The 20,039-nt window shown below is 66.8% G+C and carries 18 protein-coding genes and 1 pseudogene; 14 read left to right on the top strand and 5 right to left on the bottom strand.

Annotated elements, in window-relative coordinates; genetic code table 11:
* Positions 1-20 precede the first annotated feature (20 nt).
* A complete protein-coding gene (locus OG405_RS22175) occupies positions 21-1,151 on the bottom strand; it encodes an alkaline phosphatase family protein (RefSeq protein WP_327148387.1) in 1,131 nt (376 codons plus the stop codon).
* Between the two features lie 165 nt (positions 1,152-1,316).
* Here OG405_RS22175 and OG405_RS22170 point away from each other — a divergent pair.
* Together OG405_RS22170 and OG405_RS22165 are read left to right on the top strand one after the other, a co-directional pair.
* Positions 1,317-2,726: pseudogene (locus OG405_RS22170) on the top strand (MFS transporter); the annotation flags it as partial.
* A 195-nt stretch (positions 2,727-2,921) separates the two neighbouring features.
* Complete coding sequence (locus tag OG405_RS22165; protein WP_327152446.1) at positions 2,922-3,812, top strand: MSCRAMM family protein; 891 nt, start codon at positions 2,922-2,924, stop codon at positions 3,810-3,812.
* 93 nt (positions 3,813-3,905) lie between these two features.
* On the opposite strand, the gene OG405_RS22160 is transcribed toward OG405_RS22165, so the two are convergent.
* Positions 3,906-4,313 (bottom strand): hypothetical protein, encoded by a 408-nt coding sequence (locus tag OG405_RS22160; RefSeq protein ID WP_327148386.1) that lies wholly within the window; start codon positions 4,311-4,313, stop codon positions 3,906-3,908.
* A 257-nt stretch (positions 4,314-4,570) separates the two neighbouring features.
* On the opposite strand from OG405_RS22160, the gene rpsH reads away from it, so the two are divergent.
* The 9 genes from rpsH to map all read left to right on the top strand — a co-directional run bounded on the left by rpsH (position 4,571) and on the right by map (position 10,243).
* Complete coding sequence (gene rpsH / locus OG405_RS22155) at positions 4,571-4,969, top strand: 30S ribosomal protein S8 (RefSeq protein ID WP_327148385.1); 399 nt, start codon at positions 4,571-4,573, stop codon at positions 4,967-4,969.
* A 15-nt stretch (positions 4,970-4,984) separates the two neighbouring features.
* The gene (gene rplF / locus OG405_RS22150) at positions 4,985-5,521 is read left to right on the top strand and encodes a 50S ribosomal protein L6 (protein ID WP_327148384.1); all 537 of its coding nucleotides are present in this window, start codon (positions 4,985-4,987) and stop codon (positions 5,519-5,521) included.
* 2 nt (positions 5,522-5,523) lie between these two features.
* Positions 5,524-5,931 (top strand): 50S ribosomal protein L18, encoded by a 408-nt coding sequence (rplR, locus tag OG405_RS22145; RefSeq protein ID WP_327148383.1) that lies wholly within the window; start codon positions 5,524-5,526, stop codon positions 5,929-5,931.
* Between the two features lie 46 nt (positions 5,932-5,977).
* Positions 5,978-6,628: a 30S ribosomal protein S5 gene (gene rpsE / locus OG405_RS22140; protein WP_327148382.1), complete on the top strand. Its 651-nt coding sequence runs from the start codon at positions 5,978-5,980 to the stop codon at positions 6,626-6,628.
* A 1-nt stretch (position 6,629) separates the two neighbouring features.
* The gene (rpmD, locus tag OG405_RS22135) at positions 6,630-6,809 is read left to right on the top strand and encodes a 50S ribosomal protein L30 (RefSeq protein WP_327148381.1); all 180 of its coding nucleotides are present in this window, start codon (positions 6,630-6,632) and stop codon (positions 6,807-6,809) included.
* Position 6,810: 1 nt separating this feature from the next.
* A complete protein-coding gene (rplO, locus tag OG405_RS22130) occupies positions 6,811-7,254 on the top strand; it encodes a 50S ribosomal protein L15 (RefSeq protein ID WP_327148380.1) in 444 nt (147 codons plus the stop codon).
* A 257-nt stretch (positions 7,255-7,511) separates the two neighbouring features.
* Complete coding sequence (gene secY / locus OG405_RS22125) at positions 7,512-8,834, top strand: preprotein translocase subunit SecY (protein WP_327148379.1); 1,323 nt, start codon at positions 7,512-7,514, stop codon at positions 8,832-8,834.
* Complete coding sequence (locus OG405_RS22120) at positions 8,831-9,391, top strand: adenylate kinase (RefSeq protein WP_039822471.1); 561 nt, start codon at positions 8,831-8,833, stop codon at positions 9,389-9,391. The genes secY and OG405_RS22120 overlap by 4 nt, the downstream gene beginning before the upstream one ends.
* A 51-nt stretch (positions 9,392-9,442) precedes the next feature.
* On the top strand, positions 9,443-10,243 hold the full coding sequence (map, locus tag OG405_RS22115) for a type I methionyl aminopeptidase (protein ID WP_327148378.1): 801 nt from the start codon (positions 9,443-9,445) through the stop codon (positions 10,241-10,243).
* Positions 10,244-10,366: 123 nt separating this feature from the next.
* Here map and dtd read toward each other — a convergent pair whose 3' ends face one another.
* Together dtd and eccE are read right to left on the bottom strand one after the other, a co-directional pair.
* Complete coding sequence (dtd, locus tag OG405_RS22110; RefSeq protein ID WP_327148377.1) at positions 10,367-10,810, bottom strand: D-aminoacyl-tRNA deacylase; 444 nt, start codon at positions 10,808-10,810, stop codon at positions 10,367-10,369.
* Between the two features lie 677 nt (positions 10,811-11,487).
* Positions 11,488-13,278 carry a type VII secretion protein EccE gene (gene eccE / locus OG405_RS22105; protein ID WP_327148376.1) on the bottom strand — a complete coding sequence of 597 codons (1,791 nt, stop codon included), beginning with the start codon at positions 13,276-13,278 and terminating at the stop codon, positions 11,488-11,490.
* Positions 13,279-13,417: 139 nt separating this feature from the next.
* On the opposite strand from eccE, the gene eccB reads away from it, so the two are divergent.
* Entirely contained in the window at positions 13,418-14,920 is a 1,503-nt protein-coding gene (eccB, locus tag OG405_RS22100) for a type VII secretion protein EccB (protein ID WP_327148375.1), read from the top strand.
* Positions 14,921-14,981: 61 nt separating this feature from the next.
* Here eccB and eccA read toward each other — a convergent pair whose 3' ends face one another.
* Complete coding sequence (gene eccA / locus OG405_RS22095) at positions 14,982-16,823, bottom strand: type VII secretion AAA-ATPase EccA (protein ID WP_327148374.1); 1,842 nt, start codon at positions 16,821-16,823, stop codon at positions 14,982-14,984.
* A 332-nt stretch (positions 16,824-17,155) separates the two neighbouring features.
* Between eccA and eccD the strand changes: the two genes are divergently transcribed.
* Both eccD and mycP read left to right on the top strand, forming a co-directional pair.
* A complete protein-coding gene (eccD, locus tag OG405_RS22090) occupies positions 17,156-18,592 on the top strand; it encodes a type VII secretion integral membrane protein EccD (RefSeq protein WP_327148373.1) in 1,437 nt (478 codons plus the stop codon).
* Positions 18,589-20,001: a type VII secretion-associated serine protease mycosin gene (gene mycP / locus OG405_RS22085; protein ID WP_327148372.1), complete on the top strand. Its 1,413-nt coding sequence runs from the start codon at positions 18,589-18,591 to the stop codon at positions 19,999-20,001. The genes eccD and mycP overlap by 4 nt, the downstream gene beginning before the upstream one ends.
* The last annotated feature ends 38 nt before the right edge of the window (positions 20,002-20,039 follow it).

Raw genomic sequence — 20,039 nt, 5'->3', positions numbered from 1 at the left:
GTCAGTACGGGGAGATGTCGTCAGTGCGAGGAGATGAGGGGCACCAGTTGTTCGTCCGGGGTCCGGGCGCCGTGATGGCCGACCATCGCCGATTCCAGTGGCTCGCTGTCCGGGCGTACCAGCACCGTGCGGCCCTCGGCGACCGCGAGGAGATCTCCGATTCGGTGCGTGATCACCGGATTCGGCGGGGTGCGGCCGAACCAGTGCTCGTCCAGCGCCTGTTCGCGGCTCGCCACGCAGGCGTGTACCGACAGTTCGGCCCGCCAGGTGTCGAGTGCGTCGGCGGATGCCGCGGGGTCTTCGAGGTAGATGTGGCGGACCCGTGCCTCGCCCGCGACGAGGCGTACGCCGCGGTGGAGTGCTTCGCGCGCGTCGATATCGATAACGTTGTCGGCGTGGATCATTCCGTGATCACCGGTGATCAACAGGGTGCAGGTGCCCGGCAGATCGGTGAGCAGATCGGCCACGAACGCGTCGATCTCCCGTAGCACCGCCAGTGCCTCCGTCGATTCCGGCCCGTGCAGGTGCCCGGTCGAATCGAGATCCGGGAAATAGGCGTAGGCGAACCGCGACCGGGTGTCCGGATGGCCGGCGACCGCGAGGATTCCGGCCCGCACCTCGGCGAGAGTGGTGGCGGGATGCAGGATGCCCGGGGCGCGGAAGGAGGCCCGGGTCAGGCCGGAGCGACTCTGGTACTCGGGGATCACGTAGTGCACCTCCACCCCGTGTGCGGCGAGGTCTTGTACGCGGCTCGTCCTCGGCTGTGCTGTTTCGGGGGGATACGGGTCGCGGGCGTCGTCGCCGGTGGCGGAGTCGAACCGCCAGCGCAGCGAGTTGAACAACCGGACGCCGCCCTCATCTGGAACGGCGAAGCTGTAGCCGACGATGCCGTGCGCGGAGCAGGGAGCGCCGAGAGCCAGGCTGGTGATGCTGGACGCGGTGGTCGCCGGGAATCCGGCGGTGAGCGTGGTGGAGATATGGGCTGCCAGGGTGGGCGCGATCTCGTGGTGCCGGGTGAGGAGTTCGGCACCCAACCCGTCGATCAGCAACACCACAACGTCGCGGTTGGGTGGGAGGGGCAGCGGGCCGGGTGTTTGCACCCCGAACGACGCGGCGACGGACGGTAGGAGATCGGCGAGCGTGTACTGCATCACCCCAATGGTGCAGTATCCGAGCCGATCCGGTTCGAAACGCGCGGGTCGGCGTGTGCCGGCCAGTGGCGGATTGTTTACCTCGGCGAATTGGTTAGATTGCATCATGCATGTTATGTGTATTATGCACATCGGTCGATCGTTCACTTATCGAGGAGCACGCTCGTGACCAAACCCGAACCCGTCGTCCGCCCCGCGGCGGTACTGGCGGTGCTCGCATTCGCCGGGATCGTGGCGTCGTTGACGCAGACCCTGGTGATGCCGTTGCTCGGGCAGCTACCGGAGATCCTGGACACCGAACCCTCGAACGCGACCTGGGTGGTGACCGCGAGCTTGCTGGCCGGCGCGGTGACGACCCCGGTCGCGGGCCGACTCGGTGACCTCCTCGGCAAGCGGCCCGTCCTGGTGGGATCGGTGGTCCCACTCGTGATCGGCTCGGTGATCTGTGCCGTGTCCTCGTCGCTGTTGCCGATGCTGATCGGGCGCGGTCTACAGGGAATGGGTGTGGGCCTGATCCCGGTCGGTATCGCCGCCCTGCGCGATCTGCTGCCGCCGGCCAAGCTCGGCTCGGGCATCGCGCTGATCAGTTCGTCGCTCGGTGTCGGCGGTGCGCTCGGTTTGCCGCTGGCGGCCGCGGTCGTCGAATACAGCAGCTGGCGGTACCTGTTCTGGGGTGTCGCGGTGCTGGCCGCGGTGGCCGGTGCCCTGATCTTCTTCGTCGTGCCCTCGACCCCGCCGCGCGCCCGACACGGCCGCTTCGACGTCCTGGGCGCGCTCGGCCTGGGCGCTGCGCTGGTCTGCCTGCTGCTGGCCGTGTCCAAGGGCGCGAGCTGGGGCTGGACCAGCGTCACCACGATCTCCCTGTTCGTCGCCGCGGTCGTACTGCTGCTGCTCTGGGGTGCCTGGGAACTGCGTTCGCGTGATCCGCTGGTCGATCTGCGGGTCACCGCGCGCCCCCGCGTACTGCTGACCAATGCCGCTTCGATCGTCATCGGCATGTCGATGTTCGCGCAGGCGCTGATCTTCCCGCAGCTGCTGCAGCTGCCGGAGGCCACCGGCTACGGCCTCGGCCAGTCGATGGTCGCGATGGGTCTGTGGATGGCGCCGGGCGGTCTCATGATGATGCTGTCCTCGCCGTTGAGCGCGAAACTCTCGGCGGTGGCCGGGCCCAAGGTGACTCTGGTCTTCGGTGCGGTCATCATCGCGGCCGGTTACGGCACATCGGTGCCGCTGATGGGTGAGCCCTGGGGGCTCATGGTCGGTGCCATCATCATCAGCCTGGGTGTCGGCTTCGCCTACGGCGCCATGCCCGCGCTGATCATGAGCTCGGTGCCGATCACCGAGACCTCGGCCGCCAACAGTTTCAACACCCTGATGCGTTCCATCGGCACCTCGGTGGCCTCGGCCGCCATCGGTGCCGTACTCGCCGAGATGAGCACCACTCTCGGCGGTGGATTCTCGGTGCCCACGGAGAACGGTTTCAAGGTCGGCATCCTGATCGGCTGCGGTGTCGCCGTCGCGGCGGCGTTGATCGCGCTGACGATTCCCACCGCCGAACGGGCCGCGGCGGCCGCGGTCGCCGGCGCGAAGCCCGATACTGAGAAGTCCGACACCGTCGTGCACGCGGTGGCCGAAGCGGTTCCGGCCGCGCCGGCCGGGCTGTCGGTGGAAGCCGAGCGGGTAGTGGCCGACGCCGAGTTCGCGACATCGACCGGCAACGGGGTGCCGCAGCCGCGGCACGCCGCGCCCGAACCCGCGTCGTTCGGCGCGATGGGACACAACGGCGCGAACTCTTCGGCCGGGACTGCGCCGCAGCCGAGCGGTAGCGGTTCCATCCTGTTCGGGCGGGTCCACGACGCACGCGGTATCGCGGTGACCGGTGCCACGCTGACCCTGATCTCGCCCTCCGGTCAGCAGCTGGGCCGGGCCCTTTCGGGGCCGGACGGTTTCTACGAACTGGCCGCTCCGGCCCCCGGTTCGTATGTGCTGATCGCCTCGGCCGAGGGGCGCCGTCCCGACGCGTCCACTGCCGTCCTCGGTAGCAACCCGGTGTCCTACGACGTCACGCTCACCACCTTGGCGAGTCTCGCGGGGACGGTGTCGCGGACCGGTGACGGCAGCCCGGTTGCCGGTGCGACCGTGACCGCCCTGGATATGCGCGGCGAAGTCCTCGCCGCGGCGGAATCCGACGCCGCCGGGGGATTCGACCTCGCGGGCCTGCCCGAAGGCGAGTTCACCATCGCGGTCAGTGCCTTCGGCTATCACCCGACCGCGGTGTCGGCGCAGGTGAGCAGCCGGGAGACCGCACTGCTCGAGGTGCTGCTGCGCCCGGGTGTGCGGGTGGCGGGCGTGGTGCGCGGCGGCGGCCGCCCACTGGCGGAGGCCCGGGTGACATTGACCGACGCGCTGGGCAATGTGATCGAGACGCTGGCGACGGGTTCGGACGGGTCGTACACCTTCGGCAATCTCGCCGAGGGCACCTACACGGTCGTCGCGACCGGTTACGCGCCGTCGACCGCCCAGGTGCACGTCGGTGAGCACGATATAGAGGGCCTCGAAATGGACCTGCGGGCGGAGCCGATCACCGGACCCGCCGGATCCGGCGATATGGAATCCGAACAATTCGGCGAACTGCCGGAGGTGCACGAGAGCTCCCGGTGAGCAGTTCCTACTGAGTTCCGGTAGGACGCGGAGCAAGACCAGGGCCCCGGAGCGATCGCTCCGGGGCCCTGGTCACTTCGATGCCGGGCTCCGCTACTGCTCCCCGCTCTTGCCGTCGATCGCGAGCGTGATCAGGTTCACGATCTGCTGCTGTCCGGCAGTCAGCATGTCGAACTTGCTCCGCATTTCCAGGGTCAATGTGTCGACCGTGCCGTTCAACCGTCCGAGTTCGCCTCGGATGCCGGTGATGTCGCCTCGGATGCCGGTGATGTCGCCCTGGATTTCGGCGAGATCGGCCCTGGTCGCGTTGTGTAAACGCATGTTCTGTTCCCGGAACTCGCGGAGCTCGATCCGAAGCTCGGAAGTATCGCGGTCCGCCCCTCCCGCAAGCACTCGAGCCGCGGCCGCGTCCTTCTCACTGCGCTGCAGCCGATGCTCGAGATCTCCCATCTCACCCTCGAGGGCCGCGACGCGCTCCTCGAGGTTCCCCTTCTCCGTCATAACGGCCAGAATACCTGGTCGGGGCAGTAATTCCGGACCCCGATTTTGTCGTACTCGAGCCAGCTCCTACACTAGACCGGTTGCCAGGGCACCTCTGTGCCTATGGGCGGTCCCCGCGCGGGCGCCCGGGGCGATGCGAACTCATCCGGCGGTGACTGCCGCCCGGACCAGCCGAATTGCTGTAGGCCCACGGCCTGCGCCTGTGTGGCGCGGGTGTTGTATGGGAACCGCAGCGAGAAAGGTGTCGAGGTCGAACTATGACCATGACCGATCCGATCGCAGACTTTCTGACACGTCTGCGCAACGCCAATTCGGCGTACCACGATCAGGTGAAGGCCCCGCATTCGAAGCTCAAGGCGAATATCGCCGAGATCCTGAAGCGTGAGGGTTACATCGCCGATTACCGCACCGAGGACGCGACCGTGGGCAAGGCCCTCATCGTCGATCTCAAGTACGGCCCCAGCCGCGAGCGCAGCCTGCAGGGTCTGCGCCGCGTGTCGAAGCCGGGTCTGCGCGTTTACGCGAAATCCACCAACCTGCCCAAGGTCCTGGGCGGCCTCGGCGTGGCGATCATCTCCACGTCGACCGGCCTGCTCACCGATCGCCAGGCGGCCAAGCAGGGAGTGGGCGGGGAAGTCCTCGCCTACGTCTGGTAAGGGGAGGTACGGACAATGTCGCGTATCGGTAAAGATCCCGTCGCGGTTCCCGCGGGCGTGGAAGTGACCATCAACGGCCAGGACGTCGCGGTGAAGGGCCCCAAGGGTCAGCTCACCCTGACCATCGCGGAGCCGATCACCGTCGCTCAGGAAGACGGCCGCCTCGTGGTGGGCCGCCCCGACGACGAACGGCGCAACCGTTCGCTGCACGGCCTGACCCGGACCCTGATCGCCAATATGGTCACCGGTGTCACCCAGGGCTACGAGAAGAAGATGGAAATCTTCGGCGTCGGTTACCGTGTGCAGCAGAAGGGCAGCAACCTCGAGTTCGCCCTCGGCTACAGCCACCCGGTGCCGATCGAGGCGCCCGAGGGCATCACGTTCGCGGTGGAAACGCCCACCAAATTCTCCGTATCCGGGATCGACAAGCAGAAGGTCGGCCAGATTTCGGCGGTTATCCACGGCCTGCGCAAACCCGACCCGTACAAGGGCAAGGGCATCCGCTACGCCGGCGAGGTCGTTCGCCGCAAGGTCGGAAAGACGGGTAAGTGATCATGGCGCAAACCGAGAATCAGAAGGCCAAGCGCATTCCGCTGGGCAAGGATGCTTCCACTCGCCGGCGGCTGTCGAAGACGCGTCGCCATTTCCGCCTGCGCAAGAAGATCGAAGGCACCACCGTGCGTCCGCGGCTGATCGTGCACCGCTCCTCGCGGCACCTGCACGTGCAGCTCATCGACGATTCCGCCGGTCGTACCCTCGCTTCGGCGTCGACCATCGAGGCCGATGTGCGGGCGCTGGAGGGCGATAAGACCGCCAAGGGCAAGAAGGTCGGCGAACTGATCGCCGAGCGCGCCAAGGCCGCCGGTGTGGAGGCCGTGGTGTTCGACCGCGGTGGCCACGACTACCACGGTCGTATCGCGGCGCTCGCCGATGCCGCTCGGGAAGGCGGGTTGAAGTTCTGATGACCAACATGACTGCACATACCTGTGTGAACGGAAGGAACGTCTGATGCCGGGACGTCAGCGCGGCCACGGCGGAAACGGACCCGCCGGACAGAACTCCAACGCCCCCGACGGGGGACGCGGTGACCGCCGGGGCGGCGGCGACCGCCGGGGCGGCGGCGACCGCCGTAACGACGCGGCCGAGAAGAACCAGCTCGAGCGCGTAGTCGCCATCAACCGTGTCTCCAAGGTGGTCAAGGGTGGTCGGCGCTTCAGCTTCACCGCTCTGGTCATCGTGGGCGACGGCAACGGTCTGGTCGGCGTCGGCTACGGCAAGGCCAAGGAAGTTCCCGCGGCCATCCAGAAGGGTGTCGAGGAAGCGCGCAAGGGCTTCTTCCGCGTCCCGATGATCGGCTCCACCATCGTCCACCCGGTACAGGGCGAAGCGGCGGCCGGTGTGGTCATGCTGCGTCCGGCCTCCCCTGGTACCGGTGTGATCGCCGGTGGCGCCGCGCGTGCCGTACTGGAATGCGCGGGCATCCACGACATCCTGGCCAAGTCGCTCGGTAGCGACAACGCGATCAACGTCGTCCACGCCACCGTCGCAGCGCTCAAGATGCTGCAGCGGCCGGAAGAGGTCGCGGCTCGCCGTGGTCTGCCGCTCGAGGACGTCGCTCCCGCGGGCATGTTGCGTGCCCGTGCCGGACAAGGAGCCTGATATGGCAGATCTCAAGGTGACCCAGATCAAGAGCTCGATCGGCGCCAAGCAGAATCAGCGGGATAGCCTGCGGACCCTGGGTCTGCGCGGTATCCGAAAGACGGTGATCCGGGAGGACAACCCGCAGAACCGTGGTCTGATCAATGTCGTGCGCCACCTCGTAACAGTTGAGGAGGTCTGACATGACCATCAAACTGCATCATCTGCGCCCCGCTCCGGGCGCGAAGACCGATAAGACCCGGGTGGGTCGTGGTGAGGGATCCAAGGGTAAGACCGCGGGTCGCGGCACCAAGGGCACCAAGGCGCGTAAGAACGTGCCTGCCGCCTTCGAGGGCGGGCAGATGCCCCTCCACATGCGGCTGCCGAAGCTCAAGGGCTTCACCAACCCGTTCCGGACCGAGTACCAGGTCGTGAACGTGGGCGCCATCGCCGAACTGTTCCCCGAAGGGGGCACCATCGGCAAGGCCGAGCTGGTCGCGGCGGGCGCTGTCCGCAAGAATCAGCTGGTCAAGGTGCTCGGCGAGGGTGAGATCTCCGTCGCCGTTCAGATCAGTGCGGACAAGTTCTCCGGCTCCGCCAAGGAGAAGATCAGCGCCGCCGGTGGCACCGCCACCGAACTGGGCTGACATTCGCCGGTTTCGACCATCGACATGGTCGGGTCGAGCGCGGAGGAGGTAGCGCGGTGTAACCACGCAGCGCTCCCGACCATGTCGAAAAGACCATGTCGAAAAGACTCAGCGACGCCGGACGAGTGCAGGCTCGTCCGGCGTCACTGTTAGAGTTCAAGAGTTGTCTGCCAAGACCCGTCATGGGTTCGGCGATCTCCGACCGGGACACGCTGAAAAATTCCATGGCCTGACCATGTCGTTCGCCAGGAGGATCTGTGCTTTCCGCCTTCGTTACGGCCTTCCGGACTACGGACTTGCGGCGGAAGATTCTCTTCACGCTGGGGCTGGTCGCGTTGTACCGCCTCGGTGCCGCGCTACCGTCGCCCGGGGTCGACTACAGGGCGGTTCAGGAATGTATCGACCTGGTCTCCGGTGGTGATTCCGCTGGTATCTACCAGCTCATCAACCTGTTCTCCGGTGGTGCGCTGCTACAGCTCTCGGTGTTCGCGATCGGCATCATGCCGTACATCACAGCGAGCATCATCGTCCAGCTGCTGACCGTCGTCATCCCGCGGTTCGAGGAACTGCGCAAGGAAGGCCAGGCCGGCCAGACCAAGATGACGCAGTACACCCGCTACCTGTCGATCGCGCTCGCGATCCTGCAGGCCACCGGCCTGGTGGCGCTGGCGGCGCGCGGGCAGCTGTTGCAGGGCTGCCAGCAGGACATCCTGGCCGACACCAGCGTTTTCGGGATGATCATCATCGTCCTGGTGATGACCGCGGGTGCCGCCCTGGTGATGTGGTTCGGTGAGCAGATCACCGAACGCGGTGTCGGCAACGGTATGTCGTTGCTGATCTTCGCCGGTATCGCCGCCCGTATCCCGGGTGAGGGTAAATCGATCCTGGACAGCCGTGGCGGTCTCGTCTTCGGCCTCGTCTGTCTGGCCGCGCTGCTCATCATCATTGCCGTCATCTTCGTCGAGCAGGGCCAGCGCCGGATTCCGGTGCAGTACGCCAAACGTGTGGTCGGCCGCAAGATGTACGGCGGTTCGTCGACCTATCTGCCGCTGAAGGTGAACCAGGCCGGCGTCATCCCGGTCATCTTCGCGTCGTCGCTGCTGTACCTGCCGAACCTGATCGCCCAGCTCACCGGGTCCACTTCGGCCACCGACCCCAGCTGGTGGCAGGAGGCGATCCAGAAGTACCTGGTGAATCCCAGTAACCCGGTGTACATCGGGATCTACTTCGGCCTCATCGTCTTCTTCACCTACTTCTACGTCGCGATCACCTTCAACCCGGAGGAACGCGCCGACGAGATGAAGAAGTTCGGCGGCTTCATCCCGGGCTACCGCCCCGGTAAGCCGACGGCCGATCACCTGACCTATGTGTTGAGCCGGATCACCCTGCCCGGCTCCATCTACCTCGGTCTCGTCGCTGTCCTGCCGAATCTGTTCCTCGATATCGGCTCGTCCGGTGCGGCCCAGAATCTGCCGTTCGGTGGTACCGCCGTGCTCATCATGGTGAGCGTCGGCCTGGACACCGTGAAGCAGATCGAAAGCCAACTCATGAATCGCAATTACGAAGGGTTCCTCAAGTGAGAGTTGTACTACTCGGACCGCCGGGAGCGGGCAAGGGCACTCAAGCCGTGCTGCTATCGGAGAAGCTGGGCGTACCGCATATCTCTACGGGTGACCTCTTCCGCGCGAACATCAGTGAGCAGACTCCCCTCGGTCTCGAGGCGAAGCGCTACATGGACGCGGGCGAGCTCGTGCCCAGCGATGTCACCAACCGGATGGTCCGGTCGCGGGTGGCCGAGCCGGATGCCGCGCGCGGCTTCGTGCTCGACGGCTACCCCCGCACCGTCGACCAGGCCGACGCGCTCGCCAAGATCCTCGACGATCTGGGCAGCGAACTCGACGCGGTGCTGTGCTTCGTGGTGTCCGAGGACACGGTCGTCGACCGGATGCTGGCCCGCGGCCGCTCCGACGACAACGAGGAGACCATCCGTACCCGGCTCCGGATCTACCGGGACGAGACCCAGCCGCTGCTGAACTACTACGACGGCCTGGTCGTCTCGGTGGACGGTGTCGGTGAGGTCGACGAGGTCAACGCCCGGGCCCTGGAGGCGCTGGGCCGTAATGCCACGACCGGTTAGTCTCGCGTCCCGGTCGGGCGACAATCATTCGGCGATGGGGAGCTGACCGCTATGGTCTTCGGTCTCAAGAGCAAGAAGGTAGTCCCGTTCCGCAGTGCCGGTGAGCTCGATGCCATGGCGGCGGCGGGCGCGGTGGTCGGTCGCGCGCTGGTCGCGGTCCGTGCCGCGGCCGCGCCCGGAGTCTCCACTCTCGAATTGGACCGGATCGCCGAACAGGTGATCCGGGACGCCGGCGCCGTGCCGTCCTTCAAGGGCTATCACGGGTTCCCCGGTTCAATCTGCGCGTCGGTGAACGACCGGGTGGTGCACGGGATCCCGACCGAGACCGAGACACTGTCGCCGGGCGATCTGGTATCCATCGACTGCGGAGCGGTCCTGGACGGCTGGCACGGTGATTCCGCGTGGACGTTCGGCGTGGGTGATCTGATCGACGCCGACCGGCTGCTCAGCGCGGCATGCGAGAAATCCATGGTGGCCGGTATCGCGGCCATGGTCCCGGACAATCGGCTCACCGATGTCTCGCATGCCATCGAACTCGGGACCCGCGCGGCCGAGGTAGAGCACGGGCGGGCCTACGGCATCGTCGACGGGTACGGCGGGCACGGAATCGGGCGCGAAATGCATCTCGACCCGTTCCTGCCGAACGAGGGTGAGCCGGGCAAGGGCCCGCGGCTGGTCGTCGGCTCGGTGCTGGCTATCGAACCGATGCTCACGCTGGGCACCTACGAGACGAAGGTGCTCGACGACGACTGGACCGTGGTGACCACCGACGGGTCGCGGGCGGCGCACTGGGAGCATACGGTCGCGGTGACCGAGAACGGACCGCGGATTCTGACGCTTCGCCCCGAGTAGGCATCCACCGGAGTCCGGCCGGCCTCCATTAACGACCCCGGGTCCGACCGCTGGGTCGCCGACACTGCTATAGACCGAATCGGCTCGTACAGTGGCGGAGTGGCTCCGGGTGAACGGGCCTGATCACAGTTCCACCATGATCGTCACGGGGCCGTCGTTGGTGAGCTCGACCTGCATATGCGCACCGAATCGACCACCCGCGACCGTAGCGCCGGACCGGCGCAGGGACTCGGCGACCAGGTGCACCAGGGGTTCGGCGATCGGACCGGGTGCCGCCGCGGACCATGAGGGACGTCGGCCTCTACGGGTATCGGCGTAGAGCGTGAATTGACTGACCACCAGGACAGGCGCGGACAGCTCGGCCGCACTGCGTTCGCCTTCCAATATCCTCAGCTGCCAAATCTTCTCGGCCATCGCTCGCGCGGTCGCCTCGGTATCGGTATGGGTGACCCCGATCATTGCCAGCAGGCCGTGACGAATACCGCTGTCGGACGGATCGATCCGGCCGACCACCTCGTCGTCGACGCTCACCCGGGCGGAGGTCACGCGCTGTAGCAGGGCTCGCATAACGGTCGATCTTGCCCGGTCGTCGCATGTCGGTCGCGCGCGGGTGGTGCGCTTTGACCGGCAGCGGGAAGGAAACGAGCGATCCCGCGGTGGATATGGATATCCTTCCTCGTTCAGGTCGATTCGCCTCATCGCGGATCACCTTTGGATCCGTGCACGCGGACAGATTGTCGATGCGACGGCGAAAACGGTGCATATGAGACCGATTCGTGAACGGTCCGTGACTCGGCGCCCGCATCCGGGCGGCGATCGCCGTGTCGATGGGCCCCGCTCGTCGAAATCGTCCGGTGCCGTCGTACCGAGCTCGTGCCGATCAGGTTTCCGGTATGCGGTGACCGCACCGAATAACGACGCCATCCAGACCATCCTGGGCGTTCCGCCAAGGACAACCTCCTCGCCGCATGGCCGGCCAGGGAGCCCAGGACGGGTTCCAGACTGCTCACGGCGCGGTGAATACCGAGCTCGAGGACCCTCACCGAGCTGGATCAGCTCGCCGCGGTAGACAACGCACTGCACCGTGCGCTCGAGACCGATAAGAAGATCGGCGACGGCCTCGTGGCCTTCGGCTGCCCGCGGGTAGGTACCTACGGCGGCGACCGGCCGGCTGGATCGGATGAGGATCCAGTCGGCCGTTCTGCGTGACAGTGGTTTCCCACCGGGTTCTCCGCGCGCAGTTCTCAGCGGGCGGCAAGGGATTCGCCGATGTAGTGCATCTCCTCCTGCGTGGTCACCATGTTCACCGTCGTCGTCACGGCGGGAGTACGCACGGTGACCCGGTTGGGAGCGTCGGGGTCCTGGATCAGCGATACATCTGCCTCGATCGAACCCGGCGGTTCGTGCGGCTGCCGGACGTGCACGATGGTTGCCCCGCCTGCGTGGGAGACCGGGGGAACGCCGTCGAACACCAGCACTGTGGTGCTCGGATAGGGCGCGGTGGGCACCGGCGGCGGGCCGGGCGGATGGTAACTGGCGCCGGCCGCGCGGGGCGCGATGGTGAGGATCTGCGGGGTGTCGAGATTTCGGACCAGCGTCTGCCAGGCCTCGGGCCGGGCTGTGTGCACGATGGCGTGCGCGCCGAGCCCGGTGGCGCGCAGAATGACCTGCTGTGCGAGATCGAGTGACCCGATCACCTCGAGCTGGCGGGTGCCCTCGCCGATCAACGGTACCGCGATGCCCTGGCCGTGATCGTCGGCGCCGATGAGCTGGCCGCATCCGGCGGTCGGCACCGTGAACTCGGCGAGCGCGGCCAGCGTGCCGCGATAGGCGACTTCGCGTCCCCAACGGCCGGTGTAGCCGACCGGCAGCGTATCGAGCAGGATGCGCAGTTGATTTCCGTAGAGTTCCCGGAGTCCGGGCAGCGGTGGCTGCTCGGGCGGTTCGGTCGTATCGAAGCGGACCACGGCGTTGAGGACCACGGTATCGGCCAGTTCGGTGTGCGGGTCGTTGCGGCCGATACCGGGACGCAGCCGCAAGGTGACCGTGGTGGACAGGCTGGGTGTGGCCCAGATATCGGCCAGCCCGCGTGGGCCGACCGCATCGGCGCCGATCTGGTACTGGGCAAGGTAGCGGCCCCGGTCCTCCAGCCACTTCGGGTTCTCTGTGAGTTGCTCCACGGTGAAACCGTGGGTGAGTTCACGGACCGCGGTGTTCATCTCGGCCGCGGTGAGTACCGAGGCGGCGATATCGTGCGCGGCCAGCCGATTCTCGACCCGTCGGGTGGCGATGATGGCGGCCCGCAATGCTCCGGCGCCCCCGCCGCCGCGGTTGTCCACCGCTTCGGCGTTCGCCAGCGGATCCAGCCGCAGCACCAGCCAGCAGGTGCGGTGGGCGATGGCCGGGAGCGGGCCGAGGATCCGGTCGTAGAGGTGCGCGGCGATGCCCGTCCCGGCGGTCCGGGCGCCGGTACTCACCACGTCGATACCGGCCAGGGTCAGATCGAATTGGTCGAGGCAGCGGGCGATCTCCGGCAGCGGCAGGAGTTGTTCGGTGTTCAGCGACCCCGGCCGCAACAGGGTGAGGGTGTCCGGCGGCGGGTCGATGCGCAGCATGGTGAGCAGCAGATCGCCGTCCCAGCGCACCCCGTAACCGCCACCTTCGGGTAGCGGTACGTCGAAGGCCGCGGCCTGATCCAGTCGTTCGGCCGAGATCTTTCCGCGCCGGGCCAGACCGCCGGCGATCCGCGCCACCAGGGTGCGGCCGCCGATCGGGGTCAGGCAGATCACCGCGGCGCCCGCTCCCGCTCCGAGCGAGTACCACACCGAATCATCGAATACGAGAACGACCCATCCGATGAAAGCAGCGAACAGGATTCCGGGAACGACTGTCCGGAGAGGAAAAATTCGGAACAGCCAGAATTCGGGGTCCCGCAGAGTGTCGTAGGCCGATCGGCGAATATTCGTCGAATCCCGGGAATCCGGCGGATCCGGGATGTCGGCGACCTGCGGTGCGGAGTTCATCGTCTCGTTCACAGCTGTTCGTTCCTGCCTCGGTGGCATGCGCGCATCGGTGGGCCACCAGGGATTCCACCGATTCGGCCCGACGTAACCATTGGGGAATTACGGTACCGTGTCGAAAGAGATCGCGGTCGATAGCTCGATGGAGTCCTGAGTGCCAGCACAGCTGACTACCCGTGCCCAGGTGAACGGGTACCGTTTCCTGTTGCGTCGTCTCGACCACGCACTGGTGCGCCGCGATGTGCGGATGCTGCACGATCCGATGCGTTCCCAGATCCGGTCACTGATGGTCGGACTGGTGCTCGGCATCCTCGTCACGGCCGGTGCGGCCATTCTCGCGTTTCTACGGCCACAGGGCGCGATCGGGGACGCGCTCATCGTCTCCGGTAAGTCAAGTGGCGCACTGTATGTCGTGGTGGAGAAAGACGACGGCAGCCAGACCCTGCATCCCGTGCTCAATCTGGCCTCCGCGCGCCTGATCACGGGCAGCAATGCCGATCCGCACGCGGTGAAGGACGACAAGCTGGGTTCCCTGCCGCGTGGCCCGCTTCTGGGCATCCCGGGCGCGCCTGCCGCACTGCCCGGATCGGCGCAGGGAGGCGATTCGCACTGGTCACTGTGCGAGTCCATCCAATTGTCCGCGGGCGGCAGCGCGGCTTCCGCCGCCGGGGCGACGACCACGGTGGTGGCGGGCCGCCCTGAACTGAGCGACCGCGTGCGGGCCGCCGGTCCGGCCGAGGCGCTATTGGTCGGCCGTGAGAACAAGACCTACCTGATCTACGACGGAAAGCGCGCCGAGGTCGATCCGGCGGATTCGGTGCTCTCCCGCGCGCTCGACCTACCGGCCCACCGCCCGCGACCGGTCGGTACCGGATTCCTCGGGGCCACCACCCAGGTGCCGCAGCTGATGGCACCTGCCATCGATCGTGCGGGTGAGCCGGGTCCCGGACCACTGTCACGAATTCCCATCGGTGGGATCATCTCCGTGGCCGGAGTGGGCCGGGATACGACTCCCGAGATGTATGTCGTCCTCGCCGACGGCGTGCAGCCGGTGTCGCCGTTCGCCGCCGAGGTGATCCGCTACGCCGATTCGCAGGGGATGAGCCAGGTCGAGGTCATGCCGCCCGATGTCCTCGACGAGGTTCCCGTGGTGCGTCATCTGCCGATCGCGGACTTCCCGGGTGAGATCCCGGAGATCGTCGACCCCGAAGACGGTCCGGTCACCTGTGTCGCCTGGTCGAAATCGCCGGGTAGGGCTCCGGCCGGCGCGGGAATCGGTGACGGCCCGGGAGAGCGGGCCGTCGTCGGTCTGCTGATCGGATCCAAGCTGCCCATCGCCGAATCCGCCACCCCGGTGCAACTGGCCACCGCGGACAGCAGCGGCGACCGGGTGGACCAGGTGTATCTGTCCCCCATCCACGGGGAGTACGTGCAGGTAACCGGTTTGGAACCGGGCAGCCCCCGGCGCGGCAGTCTCTTCTACGTCGCCGACAACGGTATCCGCTACGGCGTACCGGATTCGGCCACAGCGGAGGTGCTGGGCCTGGGCTCCACCCCACATCTGGCGCCCTGGGCGATTGTCGGTCAACTGGTTCCCGGGCCGACGATGGATCTACGGGAGGCCCTGGTCAGCCACGATTCGCTGTCCGAGGGCTGAGATGCCCGGCTGAGATGCCCGAGGTCTGAATCCCTCCATCGGCCGGTGGCCGGGGCCGCTGTCAGCTCGGGTCGGTCCAGCCGATGTTCAGCGAATCGAGGATGGTCGCCAGCGCGAGCCGCATATCAGGCTCCTCGATTCGACGCAGCACTGTCTCGTCGATATCGGTGAGATCCAGCGATTCGTCATTGGCCAGCCGGAATTCGCGTTCTTCCTCGGCCGCCTCGATCACATTGCGGATGAAACGACCGTTACCGGCCAGGTCTACCCCGCGCCGTGGTTGCCCGCTCTGGTCGGTGCTCTTCAGCGCGTAGAGGTGATCGCAGGCCCGGATCAATACCTTGAGCGCCTCTTCGGACAGATCCGAATCGCGCTTGGTCGCGATGACCTCGCCGATCTGTCCCAGCTCGGTGGCGTTGTAGGACGGGAACTGCAGGCGTTTGGCGAAACGTGAGGCCAAACCGTCGTTGGCAGCCAGCAGCCGGTCGATCTCGCCGTCGTAGCCTGCGATGATCACCACCAGGCGGTCGCGGTCGTTCTCCATCCGGGCCAGCAGCGTATCGACGGCTTCGCGGCCGAACGCGTCACCGCCGGAGAGACCCGATTGGATCAGGGTGTAGGCCTCGTCGATGAAGAGCACGCCGTCCATGGCGCCGTCGATCAGCTTGTTGGTCTTGATAGCGGTGCTGCCGAGATGTTCCCCGACGAAATCCGCGCGTTTGGCCTCGATCATCTTCTCGGTCTGTAGCAGGCCCAGTCCGCAATAGATCTTGGCGACCACCCGGGCGATGGTCGTCTTACCGGTACCGGGTGGGCCGGTGAACGCCAGGTGCTGGCCGCGCGGCACGCTGGCCATCCCCTTCTCAGCCCGGATCTTTGCCAGCTGCGCAGTCGACTGCAGTTTGGCGACCTGGGTTTTCACCGACGCCAGCCCGATCTGGGAATCCAGTTCGGCGCGCGCTTCGACCAGTGTCTCTTTGGCTCGGTCCTGGACCTCTGCCCGGTTCATCTGCTCCATCGTCGGGGAAGAGGCCGGGTCCCATTTATCGGTACGTGCCGCGATCACCTCACGGCTGGTGAGGGTGATGCGGTAGGTGCGGTCGCGCATGGCCGTAGCGTTGGCCTCGAAGTCCGGTGCCTGCGAATACACCTTCTCGAACAGTGCCTGCGCCTCGCTTTCGTTACCCGACTCGCGCAGGCACAGGCCTCGGCAGAACATGGCCGTGGAGCGGGCGGCGGGGATCGGTCCTTGTTCGGCGGCCTGCATCCGGCGGATCGACTCCGCGTACAACCCCAGCTGAGCGCATGCCGTACCGACCATCACATGTGCACCGGCCGCGAGATACGGGTCGTCCCATTCCGCCGACGCAGCCAACACGCTCATCACATCGGACCAGCGTTGGGTGGTGTAGTGCAGAATTCCCCGGACGTAGGCGGCGATCCGATTGTCGGCCTCACGTTCGGCGTCGCCGAGCTGCCGCCCCCCGCGGGATGCGTCCAATTCGTTCAGTACGCGTTCGGCCTCGTCGAAGTCCTTGTCGGCGATCAACTGCGCCGCCCAAGCCAGCGAGACCTCGGTCCGGCTCGACAGTGGATAGTCGATGTAGAGTCCCGGCTGGAAGCGGGCCGCGAGCTCCCGGGGCTGCAGGCCTACCCGGCGCTGCTCGCGGTAGAGCGTCGCATCGCAGGTCTTGTGCAGGTTGAAGAGCACATCTTTGGTGAGCTCTCCGGCGGCTGCCCGGCCCAGCCACGCGTCGCACATCCCCGGATCCCATTCGGTGGCCCGCTGAAACGCCAGTTTCGCGTACTCGAGGTCTCGGGTGGACTCCTGTCCTTCGATGGACAATCCGAGCGACAGAACCCCGGCATCGAATGCGCGTTGAGCTTGGCGGTTGCCGGTCATTGCAGGCGCTCCCGGAATTCTTGGATCGGTGTAGAGAGAACGATATCTGGATACCAGACTACCGATCGCGCGCACCTCGGCGCTCCGTTACATTGGGTGCAGTCGCGGGGCAGCCCCGCAACTGCGAAATCACCCGAGCGAGAGTTCACGAACAGTGCCGAAGTTGTTCACGCAGACCGTGTTCCGCGGTTCACTGCCTTCGGAATATGAAAACTGGATGGCGGATTGATGGTTTGTCGACGGCCGAGGCGTGAAATGTTGAGCGGGATGCGGGTGGGGAGATGAGTACACCGGTCGAGTCGCCGAGCTCGAGCCGAGCGCAGGAACCGGAATTGAGCAGGGTATCGGTCATCGGTGGGAACACCCAGATCGATGTGGGACTGCCCGCGACCGTCCCGATCGCCGGTTTCATCGGCGAGTTGGTGACCATGATCGAATCACGTAGCCCGAGCCTGCCGGACTCCGACGAGGATGCCGGCCCCCTCTCCGCTCAGCACTGGACGCTGGCTCGGTTGGGACGTGAGGCGATCGCGCCGAGCCGCACCCTCACCGAGGCCGAGGTCCACGACGGTGAACTGCTGGTGCTGCGTTCGGTGTCGGCCAAGGAGGCGCCCGCGCTGTTCGACGATGTCATCGACGCCGTATCCCGGCTGACCGCCGAGGAGTTCACCGGCTGGTCGGGGGCCTCCGCGCGCTGGATGGGATTGGTCGCGTCGGCTGCGACCGTGCTCACCACCCTCGTTGTCCTGGTGCTCTCGCGCGGTGCCGGGGATCCGCTCGCACCGGCCCTGGCACTGCTGGGTTCCGGGGTCGCCGCGCTGGTCGCCGCCGGAATCACCGCACGCAGGTACCGCGACGAACTCACCGCCGCCTGGCTGTCGGCCGACGGGCTGATGCTGTTGTTCGGTGGCGCCGCGCTGCTCGTACCGGGTTCGCTGGGGAGCCCCCATCTACTGCTGGGCAGTGCGGTACTGCTGGTGGCCGCCATTCTGGGCTATCGGCTCACCGGTGTGGGCGCGACCCTGTTCTCCTGCGCGGCCACCTCGGCGATCATCGCGCTGTTCATTGCCGGTATCTACCTGATCTGGCATCCGGGGCTGCCGAAATTGTCCGCCGGACTGTTGGTCGCCGGGATCGTGATCCTGTCGGCGGTGCCGCGACTGGCTGCCGTCCTGGCCCGGTTGCCGATTCCGCCGGTTCCGACCGCCGGCGCCGCCATCGACCCCGCCGACCACGAGCCGCGCCCGACGATCGAGGGGATCGGCGCTATCGGTGCGACCGCTCTTCCGTCGGCGGCGGGTCTCGGCGAACGCGCGCGCGCGGCCAACCGGTTCCAGACCGGACTGATCGCCGCCTGTACGGCGAGTACTGTCATCGGCGCGTTCGGTGTCGCCGACCCGCTGGGACCGTCCCGGTGGCAGGGCATCACACTCGCGGTGATCACCGCCATCATCCTGTCGCTGCGGGGGCGTTCTTTCGCCGATATCGCCCAGGCCGCCACGCTTATCGGTGGCGCCTGCCTGACCTTCGTATCGCTGGTCGTCGGTTTGTCCTTCGGCGACGGTGATCTCGTTCTGACCGGTGCCGCCCTCCTGCTCGCCTTCACTCTCGGGGTGATCGGTTTCGGGGTGATCGGCCCCCATATCGAGGTGACACCCGTGGTCCGCCGGGCAATCGAACTTTTCGAATACGCGCTGATCATGGCGGTGATCCCGCTGGTGCTCTGGGTGATGGGCATCTACAACACCGCGCGGAACCTGAGCATATGAGCGCTCGTCCGCGCCACCGTGGCATGCTGCGGATACTGTGCGCGGCTGGTGTACTGGGCGCGACGATGACGTTGCCCGCCCCGCACGCCGCGTCGGTGCCGCAGCCCATGATCGACCCGGGGGCCCTGGGCGCCGCCCAGGCGATCAGCGGTCGGCCCGCGCCATTGGAACCCACCGAACAGCGCGCGGTTTGCGCCGAACCGCTGCTCACCGGCGCACCGCCGAGCGAACCACCGATGGCGCAGCAGGTTCTCGATCTGCCCGCTGCCTGGGAGTTCAGCCGCGGTGCCGGCCAGAAGGTCGCGGTGATCGATACCGGGGTGAATCGGCATCCGCGCCTGCCCCGGCTGCAACCCGGCGGTGACTATGTCTCCGATACCGACGGTACGGTCGACTGCGACGGGCACGGCACCCTGATCGCCGGGATCATCGGTGCCCAACCGGTGCCGGAGGACGCCTTCGCCGGGGTCGCCCCCGATGCCGAGATCCTCTCGATCCGCCAGTTGAGCCTGGCCTACGAGAAGAAGGACAACAACAACCGCGACGCGCCGGGAAATATCGGTACCGAGGGCTACGGCACCGTACTCACTCTCGCGGGAGCGGTGGTCCGGGCCGTGGATATGGGCGCCACCGTCATCAATATCTCCGAAGTGGCCTGTACGAGAGCCGGGTTGGATACCGTCGACGGAGCGCTCGGCGCCGCCGTCGAATACGCCTTCCACCGTAATGTGGTGGTAGTGGCCGCGGCGGGAAATCTGCAGAACGACGGCGCGTGCCAGGCCCAGAACTCCGGCGCGGGCTGGAATTCGGTGGCGACCGTGGCCAGCCCGGCCTGGTTCTCGCCGTATGTACTGGCGGTGGGATCGGTGGACCCGAACGGGCAGGTCTCCGAACTCTCTCTCAACGGACCGTGGGTGCAGGTGGCGGCCATCGGCCGCGATATCGTCTCGCTGGACAGCAAACCCGGCGGTACCGGTCTGGTCGACGGGGTGCAGACCAGCGAAGGCATCCGCTCGGTCGAGGGCACCAGTTTCGCGGCGCCGTATGTGGCCGGTCTGGCCGCGTTGGTGCGTTCCCGCTTCCCTGAGCTCAACGCCGCACAGGTGATGGACCGGATCACCCGGACCGCGCACGGACCGGGAACCGGCCGCGACGACCGGATCGGCCACGGGCTCATAGATCCACTGTCCGCGCTCACCGCGCAGTTGCCGGTCGAACCCGTGAGTGTCGGTGCTGCCGCTGCCCGTCCGGTCGCGGCACCTGTTCATCCCCCCGGCCCTGACCCGCGCCAGCGCTGGATCGCGATCGCCGGGTCGGTTATCTGTCTGGCGGGTCTCGCGATCGGCGCCGCGGTGGCCTATCCGTTCCGTCGGCCCCGGCACGAGCTGGACCTGGAACGCGACCCCTAGCGCGACATTCGCTCACCGTTCGTCGCCGATCGAAGAAG

Origin of the sequence: Nocardia sp. NBC_01329 (assembly GCF_035956715.1) — a bacterium.
GTDB lineage: Bacteria > Actinomycetota > Actinomycetes > Mycobacteriales > Mycobacteriaceae > Nocardia.
Note: the sequence above shows the minus strand (reverse complement) of the source record. Positions and strands in the feature narration are given on the sequence as shown.